We start from the raw sequence: 23862 nt of genomic DNA, 5'->3' as shown, positions 1-23862 counted from the left end.
TTAAGAATTGAAATCTAAAGGCTTATAGAGGCACCAACTCTGGGTAATGCATTAGCAACTCATCTGAGGTGAGTTCGTCGCCGACTTGAGCCGGAGAGAAGTGAACTTGCACCGCCCGCAGTCTACCCTGATAGTGCAGGTTCATGATGGCTTTGAGTCCGGCTGTGAGGGCGCTAACGCTAGCCAAGTCGGTTTCCAGGGCAGGTGCATCCCCTTCACAGGCGATCGTGATCATCACCACTACATGTTGAGTCATGGGTAAGGAGAACGCTGCATCCGGCTCATCTAGCTCATCTGCCTCTAGGCTGCTGCCGTAGCGTTGAGCAGAGTCTGTAAATAGCTCAGTGACGTAGTCTCCCGCTTCACCCTCATCAAAAAATACGTCCCCTTCATTGGCGGCAGATTGCCAATAGGTGTCATATTGCATCAAGCTTTGGCAGATTTCTACAAGACCTTCTCCCAAAGCGTTTAAATCTCCTTCTGCCTCAATAGCCTGCCGTGCAGCTCGGTTGAGAACGCCCAGCAATGGAGCGACTTCGTCTCCAGTCAAGTGAATGAGCAAATGACAAACCACGATGCGAGTCTTGCCGCTCATGGAACTAAAACGATCGCGCCAGGAATTCATCATCTACCTTCCTTACCGTAAGCTAGTCCCAGCTTATCGTTTCTGAAATCGGTTTTGCGAATCGATCGGATGATTTTGATGGGTGCGTTGGTATGAAACCAGCGGCAGCAAAGCTAAATAGCAGGATTCGCGGGATCTGCTGCAAACGCTAACCAGAGAGGAAATTGCAGCAGAGCAATATCCACCACAATCTCGGACTCATCTACAATGACCAGCGGCATCTGTCTTTGCTTAACTAGGCGATCGGCTCTCTGCACCAAAGGTTCAGGAGCTTCAAATAGCATAATTCCTTGATCCGCCCCAAAGTCAGGACGAGACACCCCCAAACAATCCTGCAAGCCCCGCCGCCATTCTCCCAACCGCTCAGGAGAGTTGCCTAAGACCAAAACGCGAAGACGATCGCCATACAGCTCTTTTAAGATCGAAATTGTCGCAGAAGCAATTAAAATATTTTGCAGCCGCGAACCCATCGACTTCAGCGCCCCGCGTCCGCCCTGAGTAAAAAACCAGTTAGAAACCCGCTCCGCATGAATCGGCTCAAATGTCCGCCGTAGATGCCAGGGTGCGCCATAGTAATCAGGCGACAGGCGATATTGATCCAGCAGCTTACGAATCCTCGACCCCTGCTCCTGAAAGCCTGACTCCGCAAACTTGGGAGCCGCTTCGGCTCGATTGGCTGAATCTCGATTAGATTCGGCTCGATTAGATTCAGCCAATCGAGACTCAGCCGATCGCCCAGGAGCAGGGGGCGAGGAGGCATTAGACGATCGCTGAGATTCTGGGCGCTGGGGTTCTGGCGGAGCCATCTGCAACTGCTCAGCCGCCGTCACCAAATCCTGCAAGCTACCCACCAAGTAGTCTTTAAAGCCCTGAACTCGAATCGCCAAATCCTGCGATGCGCCCGCAAAAGTGGTTTTCATCTCATTACGAATCCGCTCTTGCCGCCGCTCAAGCTGATCCACAGCGACTTGCAGCGTTTGTCGCCGTTGCTCTAATTCGCTCAACCCTTCTTTAACCACCCGTCCGATCGCCGTTTGCGTTTCGGCAACCTGCTTCTGCAACAAATTGCTATGGGAGGCTTGCAAAGCTGCAATTTCCTGACGCAGCGCCTTCTCCTGCTGCTGTAGCTCGGCAACGCGGCGCTCTAAATCAATGATTTCACCGCTGGAGCTATAGGGGCGATCGGCAGACTTGTTGAAAGGCTCAGGAATCAAAGAGGGGTCTGAAGTCATGAAAAGTCCGAAGGGATGAAATTTAGGAAAACTGAGCAGGTCTATGGAACAGGTTTACGCAATAAAAGGACAGCGCTGTTCTAGGCAGGTACGCAGCATTTTAGGATCAAACAAAATAGGCAAGAAATGAATGCTGTTGATTTCCTTGAAATAAAACAGAATAGGAACGCCTGACCCAAAAATACGCCAGTTTTGCCACTCCTGATAGGGGAAATTGCGAATCAGCTTTTCTCCTCGATACACCTCCAAAGCCGCCTCGGTAAACAGCAGCCGCAGGGTGATAGCCTGAATCAGCAAAAATATGCCAAATAGGGCGATCGCCCCTCCCACCCAGACCTGCCACAAAAAGAGCGGCACCGCTAGAATCAGCAGAGCGATCGGCAGAGCATAGCTGGGGGCAAGCTGTACGGTTTCTGTAGCAGACGGCACCTCTGTGGAAGGCACGTTCGTAGGCGGTAAGTTGGGAGTAGTAGCCATGCGATCGATTCTCCCGTAAAAGCTGGTTTGAGATTTAGAACACCTTTATTTTAAGGGATTAGGAGATTGCAAATTAGGGTTTTGTGGCGCGCTCTGTGCGCCACAAAACCCTAAAAGCTGGATTGCAAAGGTGCGGAGCGGCTTTGCAATCCAGCTTTTAGGAAAAATGGGAAGATTTTATAGCAACCGCCAAAGCGGTTAGGATGGGGACATTTTGGGTGGGGCGCGAAGCGCCCCACCCAAAATGTCCTAAGCAAACTGGCGATAGCTATGCGATCTACTGGGGATGGCTGGTGTGAAGGAATGGCTGAAGTTTAGTTAGCCCACGCCTTGCGTTATCGCACTACCCGTACCCTGAAACATCAGCCAAGAGAGGAAGAAATCGCTGATAAAAATAGCTAGCAGAGCCGTGACTACCGCAGTCGTCGTAGATTGCCCCACGCCCTTCGCACCGCCTGTGGTTGTCAAGCCCCAGCTTGAGCCAATAATGGCAATCAGACTACCGAACACAACGCTTTTAATCACAGCGCTGATTAGATCCCAGCCCGATAAGAAGTTGCGGACTGAATTCAGAAAAACAGTATAGGAAATTCCGTAGAGCAAATCAGCAATCACCATACCTGCACCCATTCCGGCCACAAACGAAAGAATCGTGAGGAAAGGCAGCATCAGGCAGCAGGCCAACAGGCGAGGGATGACTAAATAATCGATCGGGTCAGTTTTTAACATATAAAGCGCGTCAATTTGCTCTGTCACCTGCATGGTGCCAATTTCGGCAGAAAACGCCGACCCGACCCGACCCGCCAGGATTACAGCCGTCAGCACGGGCGAGAGTTCTCGCACTAGAGCCAATGCCAACACGCCGCCGACCGTTGTGCCTGCCCCCAAGTTAATAAATTCGCGCGCCACCTGAATGGTGAACACCATGCCTACGGAAATGGCGGTGACCAGGGCAATCAGCAGCGACTCTGGCCCAACTAACACCATTTGATCTACGGTATTGCGACGGTGAATGTTACCTCTGATTAAGTGAACGATCACCTGTCCTCCCAGTAACACGGCAGCCAGAAGTCTCTGGCTCCATCTTCTTAAGCTTGAGCTATGGACGGTTTCAGTCATGGCAATGAGAATTCTGGGCTGGAGATCGTCCTAACTTTTGAGCAGAAGCGCGATCGCCCCACGTAAGAATTTTTAACACAAACTCTCATTAAATCAGTCTACTGTAACAATTTAGGTGCATCTTTATGGATGCATACTTTGCTGTTTGCAAGCGCGAATTTTTCTCAGGAAAGCAAATTCTTTCAAGTGAAGAAGTCAGGCTGAGGCAAAAAGTATTGGGACTTTAATTAGGAACCTTAACATGACCAGTAATTTAGCAATCAAGCTGCGTGAGGGCACCAAGAAAGCTCACTCGATGGCTGAAAATGTCGGATTTGTAAAATGTTTTTTGAAAGGGGTTGTCGAAAAAAACTCTTATCGCAAGCTGGTATCCAATCTCTACTTCGTCTATTCGGCAATGGAAGAAGAAATGGAAAAGCTGCACAGTCATCCCCTTGTCTCCAAAATTTACTTTCCTGAGCTGAACCGCAAGGCTAGCCTGGAGCAAGATTTGCAGTATTACTACGGCAACAACTGGCGTGAGCAGGTTGCTCCCTCAGAAGCCGCAAAAGCCTACATAGCTCGGATTCATGAAGTTGCGGCAACCCAGCCTGAGCTGCTGGCTGCGCACTCCTACACCCGCTACTTAGGGGATCTGTCTGGCGGACAAATCCTCAAGGGCATTGCTCAACGCGGCATGAACTTGTCTGAGGGCGAAGGCACTGCCTTTTATGAATTCAAGGAAATTCCTGATGAGAAGGCATTCAAAGCCGCCTACCGTCAGTCTTTGAATGAAATGCCGATCGATGATGTCACCGCCGATCGCATTGTCGATGAAGCCAACGCCGCCTTTGGCATGAACATGAAGCTGTTTAACGAGCTAGAAGGTAACTTGGTGAAGGCGATCGGTCAGATGCTCTTCAATACCCTGACCCGACGACGGACGCGAGGCAGCACCGAGTTGGCAACGGCTGAGTAGCATCTAAGTGACAGATCAGCAGCGGCTGAGCTGGTTTTGAGCTTGGGAGATTGGGGTTGGGGAGTAAGCTGAGCGTTGTGAGTTGATCAATTCAGCGTAAAATTCAGAACACTGGTTTATTTCTCATTCCCAATCTCCTCATCTCACCCCTACTCCCTGAAATGCGCTTCGACAAGATTTTGATTGCCAACCGTGGAGAGATTGCGTTGCGAATTCTTCGCACCTGTGAAGAGATGGGCATTGCCACGGTTGCCGTATATTCGACAGTAGACAGCCAAGCCCTTCACGTCCAGCTTGCGGATGAGGCAGTCTGCATCGGAGAACCCCCCAGCAGCAAGAGCTATCTCAACATTCCCAACATCATTGCGGCGGCACTGACCCGCAACGCGGCGGCAATCCATCCGGGATACGGCTTTTTGGCGGAAAATGCCCGCTTCGCCGAAATCTGCGCCGATCATCAGATTGCCTTTATCGGGCCTTCGCCGGAATCGATGCGCGCTATGGGCGACAAATCGACCGCCAAAGAGACAATGATGCGGATTGGCGTACCCACCGTTCCGGGTAGCGATGGGCTGATCACCGACGAGAAAGAGGTGCTGGCGATCGCCCAAAAAATTGGCTATCCCGTCATCATCAAAGCCACGGCGGGCGGCGGCGGACGGGGCATGAGAATGGTGCGTCAGGAAGAAGACCTGATTAAATCTTTTCTTGCCGCTCAAGGCGAGGCAGAAGCGGCATTTGGCAATGGGGGAGTCTACCTGGAAAAGTTTGTAGAGCGTCCCCGCCACATCGAGTTTCAAATTTTGGCGGATAGCTACGGCAACGTCATTCATTTGGGCGAACGAGATTGTTCGATTCAGCGGCGGCACCAAAAGCTATTGGAGGAAGCCCCTAGTCCGGCGCTAGATGCAGAGCTGCGGCAGAAGATGGGGGAGGCGGCAGTCCGAGCGGCTCAGTCAATTAATTACGTGGGAGCAGGCACTGTCGAGTTTTTGCTCGATCGCTCCGGCAGCTTTTACTTCATGGAGATGAACACCCGTATCCAAGTCGAGCATCCTGTGACTGAGATGATCACGGGGCTAGATCTAATTGCCGAGCAAATCCGCATTGCCCAGGGCGAGAAGCTGAGCCTGACTCAAGATCAGGTGGAGATCAGGGGACACGCGATCGAATGTCGCATTAACGCCGAAGATCCAGAATTTAATTTTCGACCGCATCCCGGACGGATTAATGGCTACCTGCCGCCGGGTGGCCCAGGGGTGCGAATGGATTCCCACGTCTACACCGACTACGAAATTCCGCCCTACTACGACTCGCTGATCGGCAAGCTGATTGTCTGGGGAGTCGATCGCACGGCGGCAATTCAGCGAATGCGGCGGGCGCTCCGGGAGTTTGCTATTACGGGTTTGCCGACGACGATCGCCTTTCACCAAAAGATTTTGGAAAATCCAGACTTTATTCAGGGCGAAGTCTACACTAATTTTGTCGAGCAGATGATGTCGCAATGAATCCCTACCTGCTTTTGAGCCAAACCGATCGCCAGCGAGTCAGCGATGGAGCCGTGATGCCCATCCTGGAGGCTGGCGCAGCGCGCCAGCTCGTGCTGATCTGGTCGCAGTTGGGAGATTTTGACAGCCTTGAGTATGCCTGGTGGCTCCAGCGGGAGATGCAGCAACTGCAATCGGCAGGTGTTGTGATTCGGGCGGTCGGGATTGGCGATCGCGCTTCGGGTCAGAAATTCTGCGCTTACACAGGATTTCCCGCCGAGTGGCTGTTTGTAGACCCGACGGCAGAGTTACATAAAGCGCTCAGCCTCTACCCAGGGCTATCCTTCAAGCTGCCTGCTCTATCAGCGGGTCAGAATGCTTGGCTTAACCTGATGCTGATGTGCGCTGGAATCGGCAGCCCTGGCACCCTTGCCGAAGTGTTTCGGGGCTATCGGGGCGATCGCCAAGCTCCTCAGCTAATTGCTGACGAAGAAATTGTAAAAGCGGCACCTCTGCCGCCGCTGAAAGGCTCGTTTTTTCAGTGGGCAGGCGGCAAAGGCTTCCAGCGACCGTTTGAGCTGGCAACCTTGCGGTTGCGCAATATGGCAGAAGTGCTGAGCCACTGGAACACCTATGTGCCGGATTCGACCTATCTGACCCAGCGAGGAGCCACCTTTCTGTTTGATGCCCAGGGAAGTCTGCTTTATGAACACCGCGATCGCGGTATCCTCGGCTTTGCAGCAGATCAGAGCAATCCCCTGTCGTTTTTGTCGTCTGTGTAGCAAACTGGCGACAGCCATAAATGACCCATAGGAAAGCGGGCGCGAACTTTGCGCCCTTCCCAAGTAGGGGCTTAGCATTGCTAAGTCCCTACAGCAGATCGGTTGTACAGGTTATTTAATCCATGATCCTAACCTTTCGCTAGCCAAGCCTCTAAACCGATCGGTGCCTGTACCTGAGCCAAAATCGATCGCAGCTGATCGCCCTCCAAAACCTCAGTTTCCAGCAGGCTTTGGGTTGCAGATTCTAGCAGGTGACGGTTGAGCCGCAAAATCTCCACCGCCATCTCGTGCGCTCTATCGAGGCTTTGCTTAACTTGGCGATCGATTTCCCCTGCCACTTCTGCGCCCACTGTCCGTCGGACGCTGCCGCCCTCCAGGAATTGAGCTGAGTTCTTTTCAAAAGCGATCGGTCCCAGGGTTGTATTCATGCCGTACTGCGTCACTGCCCGCTCGGCTAAATCTGTCGCTTTCTGAATGTCGTCACTAGCACCCGTAGAAACCTTGCCGAAGACAATTTCCTCTGCCGATCGCCCGCCCAGCAAAGTCGCAAGCTGTCCTCGTAACTCGTCTTCCAGCAGCAAGAAGCGATCGACCTCTGGCACTTGCAGGGTATAGCCCAAGGCTCCCAATCCGCGCGGCACGATGGAGATTTTTGAGGTTTTGTTGCTCCCTGGCATCAGCGCTCCCACGAGGGCATGACCGACTTCGTGATACGCCACGGTTTGCCGCTCCAGCGGTGTCAACACCCGCGATCGCTTCTCCAATCCGGCAACGACCCGTTCGATCGCTTCTTTGAAGTCCGCCATCAGCACCGCCTGACGCTGGTTACGCACCGCCATCAGCGCCGCTTCGTTCACAAGATTCGCCAAATCTGCGCCTGCAAAACCGGAGGTTTGGGTGGCGATCGCGTCTAAATCCACATCTTCACCGAGAATGACGGGACGGGCATGAACCCGCAGAATCTCAGCTCTGCCAATTTTGTCAGGGCGATCGACTAGAACCTGGCGATCGAAACGACCGGGACGACGCAGGGCAGGATCAAGGATTTCGGGGCGATTGGTTGCCGCTACGACAATCACGCCATCGTTACCGTCAAAGCCGTCCATTTCTGTCAGCAATTGATTCAGGGTTTGCTCCCGCTCATCATTGCCGTTGAGATTATTGCCGCGAGTTTTGCCGATCGCGTCTAGTTCATCAATAAAAATAATGCAGGGAGCTTGGCGCTTTGCCCGGTTAAACAAGTCTCGGACGCGAGAGGCACCCACGCCGACGTAGAGTTCAACAAATTCTGAGCCGGACATACTTAGGAAAGGAACGCCAGCCTCGCCAGCTACAGCTTTTGCCAAAAGCGTCTTACCCGTTCCTGGAGGCCCGACTAGCAAAACCCCTTTAGGAATTTTTGCCCCAATCTTGCGATACTTTTCGCCGTGAGAGAGAAAATCAACGACTTCTTGCAGCTCCTGCTTGGCTTCATCTACGCCCGCAACATCGGCAAAGGTCATGCCCGTTTTGCCCTGGCTGTAGGTTCGAGGATTGCTTTTGCCCACGCCCATGCCCACGCCAGCGCCCGCATTGCTAAATTTCATCAGCCATGCAAACGTACCCACCAGCATTCCTACCGAGAGCATCATACCCATCACGCCCGCAGCAGTCGCCGTATTCTCAGAACGGGTAAATTCTACGTTATGGCTCTGCAACAGACTAGGTAAATCATCAGTATTCCCAGAGGACTGAGTGGAGTAATGTTGACCGCCAAATTCAGGTTTGAGACTGTACTCAATGCGATCGGGCTTAATCACTACCCGTTGCACCTGTGCGGATTTAATCTGCTCAATAAACTTGCTGTAGAGTACCTGCGATCGGGCTGTCTGCATGGAAACAATTCCTGGTAGGGTGGGAGAACTTCTTGCTTCATTCTCCTGTACCCTACCTAAGGAGGATAGATGAGATTACGCCACTTTTTTTAGCGTTTTCCGAAGACTGTCAGCTTCGATGTACGGTTGTTACACCGTTTAAGGAGGTTTACCGCATAGTTAATCACTCTAATACAATCCCGGTGCGCGCCGGAATCCCCAGAAACAGATTGTCAATCGTCCAGGTGACTTCGATCGCTTCATCCTCGTCCGTACTGTATAAAATCTGTTTCGGCTGAGCGTTTAGCCGTGTCCCTACTGACTCCAAATCTATTTTCCCTAGCGTATCTCCTGCATTCACCGCAACGATCAGCACTTCATCCTGCCAGATGCGCGCAAAAACATAGACTTGTTCTTCTGCGCCCAGCAAGCGATATTCTCCAACTCTTAAAGATAAACGGCTGTGGCGTAAGGCAATTAACTGACGATGACAGGACAAGATCTCTGAATTCCACTGTTCTCTAGCCGGAAAGCTGCGTCGTGAATCGGGATCTAATGCCCCCTCTAGACCCACCTCGTCGCCGTAGTAAACGCTGGGCGCACCCGGAAAGGTCATCATCAGCAGGTTGGCTAACTTAACCGTTTCCACATCGCCCCCGACGATCGTTAGCAGCCTTGCCGTGTCATGACTTGCCAGCAAATTCAGTTGAGTCAACTGGATATCCCAGGCGTGAGCATGCAGCAAAAGCTGAATTTTGTCGGCGTAAGCTGCCGCATCGATCGCCGGATGCGGATCATAATTTCTACCCTGAGCATGTTCGGCAATGACCCGATCGCCCCCCGTAAAGGCGATCGTTGCTCCGGCAAACCGATAGTTCATGACCCCATCGAACTGTGTACCATCCAGCCATTTGCGGGCATCGCGCCAAATTTCACCCACAATATAGGCGTTGGGATTAATTGCCTTGACGCGATCGCGGAACTCTTGCCAAAATCCCGGCTCGTCAATGCAGAAAGGCACGTCTAGCCGCCAGCCATCGATCCCGACTCGTATCCAGTGTTCTGCCACTCGCATGATGTATTCACGCACCGCCGGATTGGTGTGGTTAAGTTCGGGCAGGGCGCGGTTGTCAAACCAGCCTTTGTAGTTGGCAGGGCGATCGCCATCGTACGCCGACAAAGGCCATGCCTCAATCTTGAACCAGTCTAGCCAAGGCGAGTAAGAGCCATTCTCCAAAATGTCGTTAAAGAAGAAAAAGCCGCGCCCCACGTGATTAAAAACGCCGTCCAGAACTACCTTCATGCCTCGCCCATGGGCAGCTTCCAGCAGTCGATAGAGCGACTCGTTGCCGCCCAGCAACGGATCAACCTGATAGTAGTCGTGGGTGTGGTAGCGGTGGTTGCAGGTTGCCTGAAAAATCGGCGTGAAATAGACGGCAGTAAATCCCAAGTCCTGAATGTAGTCGAGCTGCTCAATCACCCCCCAGAGGTCTCCACCCTTATAGCCTTGCAGCGTTGGAGGTGCGTCCCAACCTTCCAAGAGGATACCTGTTGACGGCGATCGGCTTTTGGCAAAGCGATCGAGGAAAATTTGGTAGAAAACAGCCTGTTTGACCCAGTCTGGCGTGTGAATCGGCATGGCTCTGGCTTAGGGTTACGCAGAGAATTGTAACGCTGAACGTATGAGCGTAACGGATTCTGTGGCAGATGTCGTATATTGGCGTTCCTTTAAAGGGCGATCGTCAGCCAATCGAGATAAATAGGCTTACGGCTGGCTCTCGTCATCAGGCTGAGCGGGAGCGTCGGGCTGATGGGGAGCGCTAGGCTGAGCGGGAGCTGTCTCTTGCCGACTCAGTTCATCCCAAGTCATCCAGGTCAAAGCAGAGGCATTTTGGTCTTGACTAGAGGCTGCCTTGACTGGATTGATTTTGACCTGATCCCAACTTGTCCAGTAGAGAGCAGGAGTATTTGCAGCAGGGGCTTGAACGGGTTCTGCCTGAACAGACTCTGCTTGACGAGACTCTGTGACCAGTTCTTCAAATTCTGGTTCAGTCCCTAATTCTTCAAATTCCGGTTCAGTCTCTAGTTCCTCGAATTCTGGCTCCTGAGGCTGTTCGCTGACTGATTGCACAGCCAAAGACGATGACGATTCAGCCAGAGACTGCGATTCTGACAATACGCGATCGCGAGTAGTGCCCAACGCATCCAGAATTAGCTCTAATTCCTCGTAGGTAATGTTCCTCAAATGGGTCAAGCGCTGTATCAAGATCTGCCGCAATGTTTCCCGATCGTAGGGTGCAAGCCGCTGACTCAAGGTTTGATAGTCAACAGTTTCATCTGCCAAAATTGACTTGAAATCGGGCAGAATGTCGTCGAAAAACAGCTGTTCTTTAGGAGTTGAAATGAGATAAGTTTCAATCTGCTGTCTGAGATCCAGGGCAATATGATGTTCTTCTGCCTCGCGTGCAGCCGACACAACCTCCCAACGAATGGCTTCTAGGCGATCGGCGATGGCTTGAACAGCATCTTGGGTAAACACTCCCCGCGAGCTTAATCGCTCCACAAAGTAAGCACGATCGATTTGCGATAGCGCCATTTCATTCTCACTAGCTTCTGGTTCACTAGCTTCTGGCGCATTCACTTCTGACCTGAGCAAAATTTCGCGGAAATCTTTGTCGATCGCCTCTGGAGTCATCTGCCAGGAGTAGGTTTTTAGCAAATAGTTTTCGACAGCGGCACGGAGCGAGTTAGACAGTCCGGTTTCTTGAGTTTCTTCCATAGTTGAATACATCGATCGTACTAGATCGTCAGCCGCAAAGGGATTAAGTTGCTGTTCGCTTGTTTCCTCCGGTTCTGTAGAAATCTCTGGCTGCGTTTCCTCTGCCTCCGACAGCGATATTATCTGAGATTCTTCGATCGTCATAGGTTCCTCGGTTGCTACCGCTGGTTGTGTGGCTTCTTCCGTATCAGCAGACGCTGCTTCTGAAGTTAAAACTTCTCCAAGTGGCTGCACTAATGCCTGTCTTTGCCGCCACCCTTGCAATAGTCCAATCAGCACCATTAGCACTAATCCAATCAGTATGATTGGCAACAGCAACCCCCAAACATCATTGACCATAAATTGAACCAGAAATGCAGACATAAAAACTGCAATAATTGAAGCTGTCAAACTGGCATTCTCAAGCTGAAACCATATGAGGCAGATTAAGAACGCCTGTAGAGAAAAATTATTTATGAAGTCAAAATACTGACCTGCTTCACATCTCAGAGGATGTTTGAAAAGCGCCGATTGCTACCCGAACAGCCCCCCAAACTCCCCAGTTCTGGGGGACTTTGAACAAAAATTGGTTACATGCTTCGCACAAGCAAGCGAACGAAAGTTCCCCAGACTTTGAGGGTTGGGGGGCGATAGCAAAACATTTGATACTCTTTAAACATCCTCTTACACTCAGCGGCTAGAGCAACAATTTTGATATCTCAAACATCCTACACGCTTCATTAAAATGAGACCCTACCAAAGAATGGCAGGGTCGCTAGTTGGCTCACGATACTCGCTGCTTCTCGGCTAGATTTGGAGCTTAATCTGACCTAGATATCACCATGACGCATGACAGGAAAACAGCTTTAACCTATGCCAACTGTGCTAAATTTGCACGGCGGTTAGAGTTATTTCAGTCTCACGATCGCTCAAGTAAACACCGCTAAGACGAGTATCAAAGAAGAAGGCGCAAAGAGTTGATGCCTCTAAAACATTTAGGGTGAGCGTGTCATCATAACCGTTGAGAGACGACCAAGTTGTCTGCGCTTCAACATTGGTCTTCTGGTTGATTACCTTACCTCCGTAAATCCAGAGCAGTACTATCGGTTCTCCCTCTTCATCAGAGTTTGTTCCAGAACTAAATATACCGCTCTCAATTCTAATGATGTAAGTTCCAGGCTCTAGGATCATGGAGACAGAAACTTCGTCTTGAAGCTCTTTCATCGCTTCAGGCTCAAGCAAGTAGCAGTTTCTCTTGCTATGTACCCTTAGATCAGCGATCGCACATTCCCCAGCCCTTTGCGCTTCTAAAATAGAGTCACTCTGCCCATCTAGTGAGCTATCTAGTAAGCAGTCTCGGCTTTTTTTTCCGGTTCGTAAACTGGAGCCGTAGATGGAGCTACAGATGATTCACCCCTAGATGACGTGCTTACAACAGGGCAAGCTGGACCTGCATCCACTTCTTCGACCTTTCTCACCCGACGAATCAGAAGAACCTCTTCTTCACGACGAACGATGGTGCGAACAGGCGCAACGCAAACGATGTCGCGGTTACGATCGCGATCGAAGCTATCAAAGCTCAAGGCTTCAATATCAACAGGAATGATTGAACCATCAGACTTGTTATACATGATGCTTCTGGAAATTGGAATCTAGGACTCTAGTTAGAACGGATGATGGGGCAAGCTGGACCTGCATCCACTTCTTCAACCTTTCTCACGCGACGAATCAAAAGCACTTCTTCTTCACGACGAACGATGGTGCGAACGGGCGCAACGCAAACGATGTCGCGGTTGCGATCGCGCTCAAAGCTGTCGAAGCTCAGTGCATCGATGTCAACAGGAATGATTGAACCGTTGGTTTGGTTGTACATGGTGCTCCTAGGGATTGTAATCTGGAAGGTTTTAATCTGGATAGCGATACTTTGAGCGATTGAAACTCAAGACTCTAGTTAGAGCGGATGATGGGGCAAGCTGGACCTGCATCCACTTCTTCAACCTTTCTCACGCGACGAATCAAAAGCACTTCTTCTTCACGACGAACGATGGTGCGAACGGGCGCAACGCAAACGATGTCGCGGTTGCGATCGCGATCGAAACTGTCAAAGCTCAGTGCTTCGATATCAACAGGAATGATTGAACCGTTGGCTTGGTTGTACATAGCGCTCCTAGGGGTTGAATTCAAATCTTGGAGTGGGTTGACTTAACCTTCTAAAAGAATAGCGTCTTACAAGTTTTTTGTGAAGTAATAAGAGCTATATTTCGCATTGGCATTTGTTATATTAATCAACTAATTTATTAGAGATTATTAAACTTGATTGACCTCTACATATAGCGTGAGTCTGCTGAATTCATTAAGTAAATCTCTACTGATATAAAACCGTAATCCTGAAGGTAGATGCAATTGTTTGGTAGCGCACAATTTTAGTCTTTATCTATATATAAGTTCTACTTCTACTTAAGCTTAAATATAGCTAAGTTGAGTTTGTAATGCCTTGATCTAAAAGGGAAAAAACCGGATTCATTGAGCTTGATTTAACCCACAAAAAAGCCAGACTTGTCTAGTTTTACCAAGACTCGTCTGACTGTTGTTTAGCGTCGGTATGCTAACGCTTTTGAGGGCTGCTTTGAGTAGTTTCTAGAGAAAATAAAGCAGCAAATAAGCTTCTTTTTAACCTCCGCGATCGCATCTTCTAGAAATAAGCAAAGAGTTTAAATTGCTGTCAAAGTTCTCCAGAATTAGGGGGTTTAGGAGGCTGTTCGGGCAGCAGTTGCCACTTCTCAAACGTCCGCTTAGTTGAAAATGCCCAAGGGGGCATCTTTGACCTAATGGGAGACTACCGAGTAACGTAGGAACCCACATCTAGCAGTCGAGCAGGAACCCATCCGCCATCTGCTAGTTCTGCCCAATTATCGCTGCGGCGACCTGACAATGTGACGCGCTGTCCATCATAGAGAACACCCGTTACGGAGTGACTTGCATCGGGACCTGAATGAATGCTGAGAGATTTGCCATCATTTTTGACCAATGCCTCAGAGCGTTCCTGATGAGTTGGGTAAAGATTGCGATCGCGGTTTTTAGTCCATGCCAACAGCAAGGGTAAACCGATGATCGGCAGCAACAGCCACCAAAGACTAGATAGGTTGGGAGCCGCTACAGAAGCTGCCGCTGTATCATCGCCAATCATGGCACCTGCTGACGCTGAATACCCACAGGTTAGCTTGTAGGCTTGCCCCGCGCGATCGAGGTTTAACACCACATTAGCGCCGTCTGTGCCAGCCTTAGACTCTACTGAAACGACATCTCTTACCTGAAATCCTTTTGACTCTGCTGAACGCGTACAGGCTTCTGTTGCAGCAGCAGCTAAGTCAGCAGATACGGTTTGTGCGTAAGCAGATGAAATGGGAAGCACCAAAGATAGTAACAGTACAGTGGATGGAACAATTGATAAATTCAGACGTTTCATGGTTCTAATCACCCTTTTAGTGAGTAAGTGATAAAGTATTGTCCATAGAGAAAAGCACCCGGCTATCGGATAAGCATTTCTTGCCCTCATGTCGAAAGACTCGCGTTTGTTCAACCAGAGTAAGGAGTAATCTACCCTAGAGAAACGCCCAGCGAATTAACATTTTTTTGCGCATGTTTCTGCCAACACCGCTTTCTATACTTGCCTTACCAATAAAACCCTCTGAGGCTTTCCTGCACTGGTTTTGAGCAGATATGAAAATTCCGATCTCATAGTCTCAAGCAGAGCTAGCTAATCAGTAGCCAGCCAATCAAAAGGGGACATTAACTTTTGATTTGGGTCACTTGTCTACCCATACTGATGAAGATAAAGCAGGAAAATAACAAACTAATATGGGGTAGTGGTATTTGGGTAAGGATTTTTTGTTGCATGGGCTTTGCCCATGCAACAAAAAATCCTTACCCCTCAAGGACTACCTAAATATGTAAACTGGCGATCTTTTGAGGAAGCCACTGATTTACGTTTCTAAGTTTGAATTTCTGCGATCTGTAGAGAATCTGTTTCCATCATCACAATTAACGTAAATTTAATATCTATTTGCTTTTCAGAAGCATTCTGTGTTTTTGGCGATCGCTCCACCCAAAAGTACAAGCCGTCTCAATGCTCTGTACTTAATTTTTCATGAGAGTGTTGCCTCGATACAAATCTCATGGGTTTGACTCAACAGAATTGCGTAACCCTACTAGACTTGGTAATCTCCTAAGTAGATATCAGTGTCAAAGCGTCTAGTTGGTTGCAGGTTACAGAGACTTACCATGAAAATTTTGCTGGTAGAAGACGACAAGCCCACAGCCGCTCTATTGGCAGAGGCGCTCACCGCTCACCGCTACACGATCGACCTGGCGACCGATGGTCAGACTGGACTTGCTCTGGCGACAGCATGGGACTTTGATCTGATTCTTCTAGATGTGATGATTCCCAAGCTAGATGGACTGGGTCTATGCCGTCAGCTTCGAGCCAAGGGGTATCAGAAACCTATTCTTTTATTCACGTCAAAGAATTCCACTGCCGACGTGATCAGTGGCTTTAATGCGGGTGCCGATGACTATGTGACTAAGCCTTGCGAAATCCCTGAATTAATCGTGCGCATTCGGGCTTTACTCCGTCGAGGGGAAACTGCCCTAGCACCCGCTCTATTAACGTGGGGAGATCTGCATCTCAACCCAGTTTCGGCAGAAGTTATTTATCAAACTCATACGCTTTCCCTGACCCCCAAGGAATATAGTTTGCTGGAGTTGTTTCTTCGCAACCCTCAGCGGATCTTCGATCGCGGCGCTATTATTGACCGAATATGGTCTATTGATGACCTGCCTTCAGAGGGTGCCGTGACTAATTTGATCAAAAATTTGCGGCAAAAGCTGCGGGCAGCAGGAATGACGACGGAGATGCTGGAGACAGTCTATGGCTTGGGCTATCGTCTCAAGACTCCACTGCCCAAGACGGCATCCGGCAACCCGCCAGAGGGCGAAGCTCTGGGGAGGAGAAGCCAGCAGGGATTAGCATCCGTTAATAAAGTGTTGGATCAGTTCAGAGATTCCTTTATTGAGCGGATTGCTTCCCTGGAGAGGGTCGAACAGGCGCTGCGGATGAGCCTTAGCCAAAGTCATCCTAGCCAAAGCCACCCTAGCCAAAGCCACCTTAGCCAAGCCTTACGACAGACCGCCTGCGAAGATGCCCATAAACTGGCGGGAGGGCTGGGTATGTTTGGCTATGAGGAAGGGTCGAGACTGGCACGGGCGATCGAACATTTGTTGATGGGCGATCGTCCCCTGACTCCACCCGAAATCGCCAATCTATCCCAACGCGTGATGGATTTGCAGAAAGAACTTGCCCATCCGCCCAAAGCCTTGACTACCCTAACGAAAGAGCTGCTGCTGCCCATTCAATCTCGCTCGGTGATGGTGGTGAGCCGCGATGTCACCTTTACGGAATCCCTGCAAGCAGAAGCTGTGACTTGGGGATGTCAACTCGAAAGGGTGCCGCCTGGATCTGCCGTCCAGAAAATTGCGCAAGCTCTTCCTGACCTGATCTTGTTAGATTGTGCGTCAGATCAAGGAGTAGCTCAAGATTCTGAAGTCTCAGTAGCGCTGTTGGAAACCTTAGCGAACCAGTTTCCAGCCCTTCCGATGGTCATCATAGCGCCAGAAAGCCAGGGCGATCGCCCCACTCACCTTGATGAAACACAGCCTGGGAAGAGGCGCATTCTGCAAAAACCGATCTCAGTGGCGCAGGTATTTGAAGCCATTACCCAATTGACTGATACCCAGTTTACTGAGCGGACTGAGGCTGCTGTGCATCCTGAATCTCTAGATGTTCAAGTAGATGTTCAAGTAGATGTTCGAGACGCCGCCAAGGTGATGATTGTCGATGATGACTCACTAATGTTGGAGGCTCTGAAGGTGCTGTTGCAGCCGCAAGGGTTTCAAGTTACGGTTCTGGAAGATCCTGGGCAATTCTGGGATGTGCTGAGGGCGATCGCGCCTGATGTGCTGCTGCTTGATCTAGAAATGCCGATCTTTAGCGGCATAGACTTGTGTCAGGCAATACGCCAAGACTCAACCTGGAAAGACTTGCCCATCCTGATCGTGACGGCTCATACAGATATTCCTTCTCTGCGTCAGGTGTTTGCGGCTGGAGCGAACGATTTTGTCAGCAAGCCGATTATTCGCTCAGAGCTGATTACTCGCGTACTCAACCAGCTCGATCGCGCCTCTGCTGTTCGCTCGTCTCTAATCCCTTCATGCGTATAAATTTGCCGTCTGTAAATTTGCCTATGTTTCGGCTTGCGGTTGCCAGCTCCCGTGACAACGATCGCCGTCGCCCTGCCCTGCCGCTGCGCCTCGCCCTGATCGCGCTGTTTGTGCTGCTAACGGTGGGAACGGTGGGATTTGTCGAGACGTTGTTCTTTCTCAATGGACAGCAGGCAGCGCAGAACCTCGCCAATCGCTTGATGGATGATGTTGGTGGTCGAGTGGGGCTTTATTTAGAGACTTACTTGCAGACCCCCCAACTGGTCAATCGGCTGAACGCGGATGCTGTGGCTTTGGGTGAGCTAGATTTGCAAGACCTCCCGGCGCTGGAGCGGCATTTATTCACGCAGTTGATGCAGTTTGAGTCTCTCAGCGGCATTCAGGCAGGCAATCGCCAAAATGACTTCAGGATGGTGACGCGGCAAGATGGGTTGCGGCTGCTTCAATCAGACTCGGCTAACCCTACTCAGATGCAGGAATATGCCCTCAATGGCGGGGGAGTCAAAAGCGATTTGATGAGCGCCTCTAGCGCCACCACCGTACGAAATCAGCTCTGGTATCAGACGGCTCTTTTTTTGGAGAAACCAACTTGGGGAGTGATTTCTCAAAGCTCGACGGGTGATGTCTCTCTGACGGCAACCCGCCCCGTTTTTGATGCGCAAGGGCAAGTCAGCGGCGTGTTCTCTGCCGCCATTTTTTTGAATGCCATCAACACGTTCCTCAGCCAGCTTCAGCTGGCAAAATATGGCAAGGTCTTCATCCTCGAACCGAATGGTTGGATCGTGAGCACCTCCGATCAAAAATGGTCTGAGAGCGGCTCTCCTTTTCAGCGATTTAATTTAGTAGACAGCCCTGATCCAGTGGCGCAAATGGCAGGGCGATCGCTGATTCAGCAATTTGGCGACTTTTCGCGGATCGATCGCCCGCAGCAGCTCGTGTTTTCACAGCAGGGCGATCGGCATTTTCTCCAGGTGATGCCGTTTCGAGATGAGTACGGACTCAATTGGCTGACGGTCGTTACGGTTCCAGAGGCAGAGTTTTTGGGACAAATCCATCTCAGCACCCGCACGACTCTGCTGATCTGTGCGATCGCCTTGCTGGTGTCCATTCTGCTGGGGCTGTGGATGGCTCGATGCATCAGCCGACCGATTCAGCAGCTCAGCCGCGCCAGCTACACCTTGGCTGAAGGAGAGTGGCGTGAACCCTTCTCGTCAGAAAGCCCCTTTGCAGAAGTGCAGGTTTTGGCGACGGCTTTTAACCGCATGGCTCGACAATTGCAGGACTATTTTGATCACGCCGCAACGGCGCTCAAAGCATCAGAAGAAAAGTTTGCCAAGATGTTTCACAGTACGCCTGACCCGATCGTCATTGCGACGCAGGAGGGGCATTATTTAGAGGTGAATGATGCCTTTGTTGAGGTGTTTGGCTACTCCAGAGCGGAGGTGATCGGTCGCAAAGTCTCCGAGGTGGAACTCTGGGTTTGCCCAGAAGAGCGCAAGCACTATGTGCGATCGATTGAGGCGCTAGGTCGCATCAAAAACCAGGAATATATGTTCCGCAAAAAAACGGGTGCGGTACTAACGGCTCTGTTTTCAACCGAAACCGTCAATATTGGGGAGCAAAAATGTTTCATTGGCATTGCCAAAGAAATTACCGATCGCAAGCGAATGGAGGAAAATTTACGGCAGAGTGAGGCGGCGCTTCGGGAGGCACAGCGCATTGCCCACATTGGCAGCTGGGAATATGATCCGCAAACTCAAACCTTGACGGGATCGGAAGAGCTATTTCGGATCTGTGGTCTGACTCCCAAGCCCTTTTTTAGCTTGGATGAGTTCTCGCAGGTGATTCACTCAGGCGATCGATGCACCCATCAGCAGCTCATTGACGCAGCGGTTGTCGAGGGCAGAATCTACAGAAACGATGCGCGGATTCTTCATCGAGATGGCTCGGTTCGCCATGTGGAAGTGCGCGGAGAACCTGTTTTTGATGCCGAGGGAAATTTGATCCGGATCATGGGGACAGCGCTGGATATTACCGATCGCAAGCAAATTGAAGACGCGCTCAGACAGAGCGAACAGCTCTTTCGTAATGCGTTTGTCAGCAGCGCTTTTGGCATTAGCATCCGATCTATGACCGGGAGATATTTGCAGGTCAACCCAGCGCTTTGCAAAATGCTGGGCTACACGGAAGCGGAGCTGTTGAACCTGACCTATCGCGATCTTACCCACCCCAACGACCTGGCGATCGATCCCAACAACACGATTCGCAAGCTGGTGACAGGCGAAATTGACTGCTACGAGCTAGAAAAACGATTTCTGCACAAAGAGGGGCAGATTATTTGGGGATTGATCAGCATGTCGATCGTGCGAGACTTGGAGCAGCATCCGCTTTATTTTGTGACTCAGGTGCAAGATATTAGCGATCGCAAACGCGCCGAAGCCGCCCTGCGTCAAAGTGAAACTCGGCTTCGCAATTTGGCTGCCGCTGCTCCTGTCAATATCTACTCCTTGGTGCAGCGTCAAGATGGCTCGATTGAGTTTGAATACATTAACCAAGTCGTTGAAGAATTCCACGAGGTCAGCCTAGAAGAGTTTTTGGCAGATCCGGCTCAAATTATCATGGGGCAGATGCACCCAGACTATCGGGAAGGCTATCGAGCTGCCGCTGAGCGCAGCGCAGAAACGCTAGAACGCTTTAACTATGAGTGGCAGATCATCACGCCTTCTGGAAAGGTGAAGTGGCTGCAAGCCCACTCTCAGCCCGAACGCCGAGAGAATGGCGATGTTTGCTGGCATGGAGTCGTGCTGGATGTGAGCGATCGCAAACAGTCTGAGGAAGCCTTGCGCCAAAGTGAAGCCCGCTTCCAAAAACTGGCGGCAACTTCACCGGGCGAGATTTTCATTAAAACCATGCATACCGATGGCTCCCTCACCTTTGAGTACATCAGCTCGGTCTGTCAAGAAATTCATGAATTGGAACCAGAGGCGTTTCTAGAGAATTCGGCTCCCTTCTTTGAGCAAATGCATCCTGACGATCTGCCCTTGTGCCTAGAGGCTGCGACTCGGTGTGCCCAAGACCTGACCCCGTTGGATCATGAGCTACGGATTATCACGCCATCGGGCAAGGTGAAGTGGATGCGCCTCACCTCTCGCCCTGAGCGCCAAGACAACGGCGATATTAGCTGGTACGGCATCATGCTAGATATTACCGATCGCAAGCAGATTGAAGAGCGCCTACAGCAGAGCGAAGCCACGAAGGAGCAGATTCTCAAAGCTATTCCTGATCTGATCATTTGGATGGCGAGTGATGGAACTTGCCTGGATCTGATTGATGGCAGCATGGGTACCGATCTCTACGTCAGATCGGAATCGGTTGGGAAAAATCTCTATGATCTGTTTCCATCGGACATGGCGCAAGCTAGGGCGATCGCCATTCAGCAGGCATTGCAAACCTCGGAGGTGCAGCTCTACGAACAGCAGCTGACGGTTCGGGGCAGTCTCCAATATGAAGAAGTACGAGTCGTTAGCGTGGGTGGCGATCGCTTTTTGGTGATTGTGCGGAACATCACCCAGCGCAAGCTGAGCGAGATCCAGCGCCAGCGGGCAGAAGCCGAGCTAGAGATCCAGCGATCGTTCTTCCGGCAGGTGATTGATGTCATGCCTAGCTCTGTTTTTGTCAAAGATCTAGAAGGGCGGTTCCTGCTTGCCAATCAGGTAGTTTCAGAGAGCTATGGATTCCCGGTTGAGGAAATCATTGGTAGGCGAGAAGCCGATTTTAATCTCAGCGCCACGCCAGAACAGCTTGAGCACTGTTCAGAAAACAATTGGGAGGTGATCACCAGCGGTCAGCCGAAGCAGACGTTGCCCTATCAAATTGTCAAGGCTAACGGAGAGCAGCGGTGGGTGCAAACGCTGCTGCGTCCTTTAGTCGGGACACAGGGGCAGAGTCAAGGCATCGTGGGCAACACCATTGACGTGACTGATCTGAAGCAAGCTGAGGCAGATCTGAGGCGGCAGATTAGACGATCGCAGCTCTTTTCCGACATTGCCCTCAAGATTCGTCAGTCTTTGCAATTTGAGGAAATTCTGCAAACGACCGTCACCGAAGTGCAAACGTTTCTTCAGGTCGATCGGGTCATGATCTTTCAGTTTCAGGGAAATGGCTCAGGTAAAGTGGTTCAAGAGGCGATCGTTCCAGGAAACATAACGACCTTATATCAAGTCTTTGCTGATCTCTGCTTTCCAGAGGCGTTTGTCGATCGCTATCGTCAGGGACGAATCCGCGCCGTAGCTGATATTGAGACTCTCAACATTGATCCTTGCCACCTCAACTTTTTGCGATCGCTGGGCGTAAGAGCCAAGCTCATCATCCCGATTTTTGTCGGTAGTCACCTTTGGGGGCTGCTGATTGCTCACCACGGTCTGCCGCGCACCTGGTCTGATTTTGAAATCGATTTGCTGCAAGAGTTGGCTAATCAGGCGGGCATCGTGCTAGCTCAAAGCCAGCTTTTGGCGGCTCAAAAGGAAAGCGAAGAGCGTTTTCGCAGCGCGTTTGATGCAGCTCCGATTGGCATCGCCCTTGTGGGATTAGATGAGCGCTGGATCAAAATTAATCCGGTGTTGTGCACGATGCTGGGCTATCCCGAATCTTCTTTATTGGGTCGGGATGCGTCTACTCTGATTCATCCAGACGATACTCAAAAGTTCCGGCGCTGCGTCGAGCAATGTGTTGAGCAATGTGCTAAGCAGACTCTGACAGACGATAACTATACGGCTCAAGCCGAGTTGCGCTATTGCTGTAGCGGCGGACGTATTGCTTGGGCATTGCTGAGTTTATCGACGGTGCGTGGTGCCCAAAACCAGCCGCTATACTACGTGTCACAGATTCAAGATATTACCGAACGCCATGCCCTTGACCAGATGAAAACCGAGTTTATCTCTATCATTAGCCATGAGCTGCGAACGCCCCTAACGGCAATGCGGGGATCATTAGGACTCATTGCCACTGGCGTTTATGATCGCAAGCCAGAGAAAGCAAAGCGGATGATTGAGATTGCTGTGAACAATAGCGATCGCCTGGTGCGGCTCGTCAATGACATTCTCGATCTCGAACGACTGTCTTCTGATAAGGTTCAGTTGATGCAAGAGCGCTGCTGTGTTGCTGAGCTGTTGCAAAGGGCATCGGAGGGTTTGCAAGCGATCGCGGATGATGCATCTGTGGCGATCGTCATTGAGATGGCAGCCAATAACCCATCACAGGTTCAGGTCTGGGGCGAACCGGATGCCATCATTCAAACGCTGACTAATCTCATCAGCAACGCCATTAAGTTCTCTCCACCGCACACCATTGTCCGACTCTCTGCCTATCCCCAAATTGATTCTGTCCTGTTTCAGGTTAAAGATCAGGGACGAGGCATTCCGCTCGACAAGCTGGAAGCCATCTTTGAGAGATTTCAACAGGTCGATGTGTCAGACTCTCGCCAAAAAGGAGGCACAGGTCTGGGTCTGGCGATTTGCCGTAAAATTGTGCAGCGCCACGGTGGAGAAATTTGGGTCGAAAGCACGGTGGGCGAGGGCAGCAGTTTTTACTTTACCCTCCCCATTCCCCCCGGAGAGCAACCATGATCACCCCATGCATTCTCGTCATTGACGACGAAGAAGAGATTAGAGAAGTGGTGCGCGCCTGTCTAGAAGATTTGGGCGGTTGGGACGTTGTCACGGCAGCATCGGGAAAAGAAGGGCTAATGCGGGCACAGACCGATCGTTTGGATGCCATTCTTTTGGATATGTCTATGCCCGAAATGGATGGCTTTGATTGCTTTAAGCTGCTTCAGGAAAATCCTCTCACTCAGCCGATTCCGGTGATTCTGCTGACTGCCAAGGTCTTGCCCAACGATCAGGCTCGATTTGCTCAAATGGGCGTGGCTGGAGTCATTACTAAGCCCTTCAATCCAGTCGTTATTTGCGATCAGGTGGCTAAAATCCTCAATTGGAGCCTGTAGAATTTGCGGCATTGCTTAATTGGGGGATGGATTTTTCGGGAGAGGGACGCTCAGCGCCTCCCACAAAAAATCGATCCCTAAAATCAGCGATATCGAGTTTGGGCGTTGCTGAATGCAAGTATGAAAGCCCCCCAACCCCCAATTCTGGGGGACTTTGAATGGTTCGGAAGTCCCCCAGAATTGGGGGATTTAGGGGGCGAGAAAACTGTCAACTCAGATAGATTCATACTTCGATTTAGCAACGCCCGAATTTGTATCATTGAACTACAAATATAAGTTCCTTATTTTCTTGAC

At 50.7% G+C, this 23862-nt stretch carries 18 protein-coding genes; 6 read left to right on the top strand and 12 right to left on the bottom strand.

Translation table 11 applies throughout. From position 1 onward, the window contains the following. Positions 1–22: 22 nt before the first annotated feature. From AC5JMP_RS00185 to AC5JMP_RS00170, 4 genes are all read right to left on the bottom strand, one after another. Complete coding sequence (locus AC5JMP_RS00185) at positions 23–625, bottom strand: DUF1517 domain-containing protein (protein ID WP_495849439.1); 603 nt, start codon at positions 623–625, stop codon at positions 23–25. Between the two features lie 113 nt (positions 626–738). Further along, positions 739–1857, bottom strand: coding sequence for a DUF3086 domain-containing protein (locus tag AC5JMP_RS00180; protein WP_495849394.1), 1119 nt, complete (start codon positions 1855–1857; stop codon positions 739–741). A gap of 54 nt (positions 1858–1911) precedes the next feature. Next, a complete protein-coding gene (locus tag AC5JMP_RS00175) occupies positions 1912–2334 on the bottom strand; it encodes a DUF3119 family protein (RefSeq protein ID WP_495849393.1) in 423 nt (140 codons plus the stop codon). Positions 2335–2652: 318 nt separating this feature from the next. Then, the gene (locus tag AC5JMP_RS00170) at positions 2653–3453 is read right to left on the bottom strand and encodes an MlaE family lipid ABC transporter permease subunit (RefSeq protein ID WP_495849392.1); all 801 of its coding nucleotides are present in this window, start codon (positions 3451–3453) and stop codon (positions 2653–2655) included. Positions 3454–3694: 241 nt separating this feature from the next. Here AC5JMP_RS00170 and AC5JMP_RS00165 point away from each other — a divergent pair, with 241 nt between their 5' ends. From AC5JMP_RS00165 to AC5JMP_RS00155, 3 genes are all read left to right on the top strand, one after another. Beyond that, positions 3695–4411, top strand: coding sequence for a biliverdin-producing heme oxygenase (locus AC5JMP_RS00165; RefSeq protein ID WP_495849391.1), 717 nt, complete (start codon positions 3695–3697; stop codon positions 4409–4411). Positions 4412–4572: 161 nt separating this feature from the next. Continuing rightward, a complete protein-coding gene (gene accC / locus AC5JMP_RS00160) occupies positions 4573–5919 on the top strand; it encodes an acetyl-CoA carboxylase biotin carboxylase subunit (RefSeq protein ID WP_495849390.1) in 1347 nt (448 codons plus the stop codon). Then, on the top strand, positions 5916–6680 hold the full coding sequence (locus AC5JMP_RS00155; protein ID WP_495849389.1) for a peroxiredoxin-like family protein: 765 nt from the start codon (positions 5916–5918) through the stop codon (positions 6678–6680). Before accC ends, AC5JMP_RS00155 begins: the two co-directional genes overlap by 4 nt. A 128-nt stretch (positions 6681–6808) precedes the next feature. Here the strand turns inward: AC5JMP_RS00155 and ftsH are convergent, their stop codons facing one another. The 8 genes from ftsH to AC5JMP_RS00115 all read right to left on the bottom strand — a co-directional run bounded on the left by ftsH (position 6809) and on the right by AC5JMP_RS00115 (position 14757). Further along, complete coding sequence (ftsH, locus tag AC5JMP_RS00150) at positions 6809–8554, bottom strand: ATP-dependent zinc metalloprotease FtsH (RefSeq protein ID WP_495849388.1); 1746 nt, start codon at positions 8552–8554, stop codon at positions 6809–6811. A 163-nt stretch (positions 8555–8717) separates the two neighbouring features. Beyond that, positions 8718–10172, bottom strand: coding sequence for a glycoside hydrolase family 13 protein (locus AC5JMP_RS00145; RefSeq protein WP_495849387.1), 1455 nt, complete (start codon positions 10170–10172; stop codon positions 8718–8720). 126 nt (positions 10173–10298) lie between these two features. After that, a complete protein-coding gene (locus AC5JMP_RS00140) occupies positions 10299–11675 on the bottom strand; it encodes a hypothetical protein (protein ID WP_495849386.1) in 1377 nt (458 codons plus the stop codon). Positions 11676–12176: 501 nt separating this feature from the next. Then, positions 12177–12533: a hypothetical protein gene (locus AC5JMP_RS00135; protein ID WP_495849385.1), complete on the bottom strand. Its 357-nt coding sequence runs from the start codon at positions 12531–12533 to the stop codon at positions 12177–12179. A 101-nt stretch (positions 12534–12634) separates the two neighbouring features. Next, positions 12635–12922: a hypothetical protein gene (locus tag AC5JMP_RS00130; protein ID WP_495849384.1), complete on the bottom strand. Its 288-nt coding sequence runs from the start codon at positions 12920–12922 to the stop codon at positions 12635–12637. Positions 12923–12951: 29 nt separating this feature from the next. After that, complete coding sequence (locus AC5JMP_RS00125) at positions 12952–13164, bottom strand: hypothetical protein (RefSeq protein WP_495849383.1); 213 nt, start codon at positions 13162–13164, stop codon at positions 12952–12954. A gap of 74 nt (positions 13165–13238) precedes the next feature. Further along, positions 13239–13451, bottom strand: coding sequence for a hypothetical protein (locus AC5JMP_RS00120; RefSeq protein ID WP_495849382.1), 213 nt, complete (start codon positions 13449–13451; stop codon positions 13239–13241). A 676-nt stretch (positions 13452–14127) separates the two neighbouring features. Next, entirely contained in the window at positions 14128–14757 is a 630-nt protein-coding gene (locus AC5JMP_RS00115; RefSeq protein ID WP_495849381.1) for an SH3 domain-containing protein, read from the bottom strand. 815 nt (positions 14758–15572) lie between these two features. Between AC5JMP_RS00115 and AC5JMP_RS00110 the strand changes: the two genes are divergently transcribed. Genes AC5JMP_RS00110 through AC5JMP_RS00100 form a run of 3 tightly spaced genes read left to right on the top strand, consistent with a single transcriptional unit; the run spans position 15573 to position 23568 of the window. Further along, positions 15573–17567 (top strand): response regulator, encoded by a 1995-nt coding sequence (locus AC5JMP_RS00110; protein WP_495849380.1) that lies wholly within the window; start codon positions 15573–15575, stop codon positions 17565–17567. Then, on the top strand, positions 17558–23191 hold the full coding sequence (locus AC5JMP_RS00105; protein ID WP_495849379.1) for a PAS domain S-box protein: 5634 nt from the start codon (positions 17558–17560) through the stop codon (positions 23189–23191). The genes AC5JMP_RS00110 and AC5JMP_RS00105 overlap by 10 nt, the downstream gene beginning before the upstream one ends. Beyond that, on the top strand, positions 23188–23568 hold the full coding sequence (locus AC5JMP_RS00100) for a response regulator (protein ID WP_495849378.1): 381 nt from the start codon (positions 23188–23190) through the stop codon (positions 23566–23568). The genes AC5JMP_RS00105 and AC5JMP_RS00100 overlap by 4 nt, the downstream gene beginning before the upstream one ends. Positions 23569–23862 lie beyond the last annotated feature (294 nt).

It is taken from the genome of Drouetiella sp., assembly GCF_059504425.1.
The sequence above is the reverse complement of the archived record's forward strand: the minus strand, read 5'-3'. Positions and strand labels throughout refer to the sequence as shown.

Excerpts from the sequence above, each read along its gene's own strand:
- AC5JMP_RS00185 (WP_495849439.1), bottom strand. The coding sequence starts at position 625 with ATGAATTCCTGGCGCGATCGTTTTAGTTCCATGAGCGGCAAGACTCGC.
- AC5JMP_RS00180 (WP_495849394.1), bottom strand. The coding sequence starts at position 1,857 with ATGACTTCAGACCCCTCTTTGATTCCTGAGCCTTTCAACAAGTCTGCC.
- AC5JMP_RS00175 (WP_495849393.1), bottom strand. The coding sequence starts at position 2,334 with ATGGCTACTACTCCCAACTTACCGCCTACGAACGTGCCTTCCACAGAG.
- AC5JMP_RS00170 (WP_495849392.1), bottom strand. The coding sequence starts at position 3,453 with ATGACTGAAACCGTCCATAGCTCAAGCTTAAGAAGATGGAGCCAGAGA.
- AC5JMP_RS00165 (WP_495849391.1), top strand. The coding sequence starts at position 3,695 with ATGACCAGTAATTTAGCAATCAAGCTGCGTGAGGGCACCAAGAAAGCT.
- accC (WP_495849390.1), top strand. The coding sequence starts at position 4,573 with ATGCGCTTCGACAAGATTTTGATTGCCAACCGTGGAGAGATTGCGTTG.
- AC5JMP_RS00155 (WP_495849389.1), top strand. The coding sequence starts at position 5,916 with ATGAATCCCTACCTGCTTTTGAGCCAAACCGATCGCCAGCGAGTCAGC.
- ftsH (WP_495849388.1), bottom strand. The coding sequence starts at position 8,554 with ATGCAGACAGCCCGATCGCAGGTACTCTACAGCAAGTTTATTGAGCAG.
- AC5JMP_RS00145 (WP_495849387.1), bottom strand. The coding sequence starts at position 10,172 with ATGCCGATTCACACGCCAGACTGGGTCAAACAGGCTGTTTTCTACCAA.
- AC5JMP_RS00140 (WP_495849386.1), bottom strand. The coding sequence starts at position 11,675 with ATGTCTGCATTTCTGGTTCAATTTATGGTCAATGATGTTTGGGGGTTG.
- AC5JMP_RS00130 (WP_495849384.1), bottom strand. The coding sequence starts at position 12,922 with ATGTATAACAAGTCTGATGGTTCAATCATTCCTGTTGATATTGAAGCC.
- AC5JMP_RS00125 (WP_495849383.1), bottom strand. The coding sequence starts at position 13,164 with ATGTACAACCAAACCAACGGTTCAATCATTCCTGTTGACATCGATGCA.
- AC5JMP_RS00120 (WP_495849382.1), bottom strand. The coding sequence starts at position 13,451 with ATGTACAACCAAGCCAACGGTTCAATCATTCCTGTTGATATCGAAGCA.
- AC5JMP_RS00115 (WP_495849381.1), bottom strand. The coding sequence starts at position 14,757 with ATGAAACGTCTGAATTTATCAATTGTTCCATCCACTGTACTGTTACTA.
- AC5JMP_RS00110 (WP_495849380.1), top strand. The coding sequence starts at position 15,573 with ATGAAAATTTTGCTGGTAGAAGACGACAAGCCCACAGCCGCTCTATTG.
- AC5JMP_RS00105 (WP_495849379.1), top strand. The coding sequence starts at position 17,558 with ATGCGTATAAATTTGCCGTCTGTAAATTTGCCTATGTTTCGGCTTGCG.
- AC5JMP_RS00100 (WP_495849378.1), top strand. The coding sequence starts at position 23,188 with ATGATCACCCCATGCATTCTCGTCATTGACGACGAAGAAGAGATTAGA.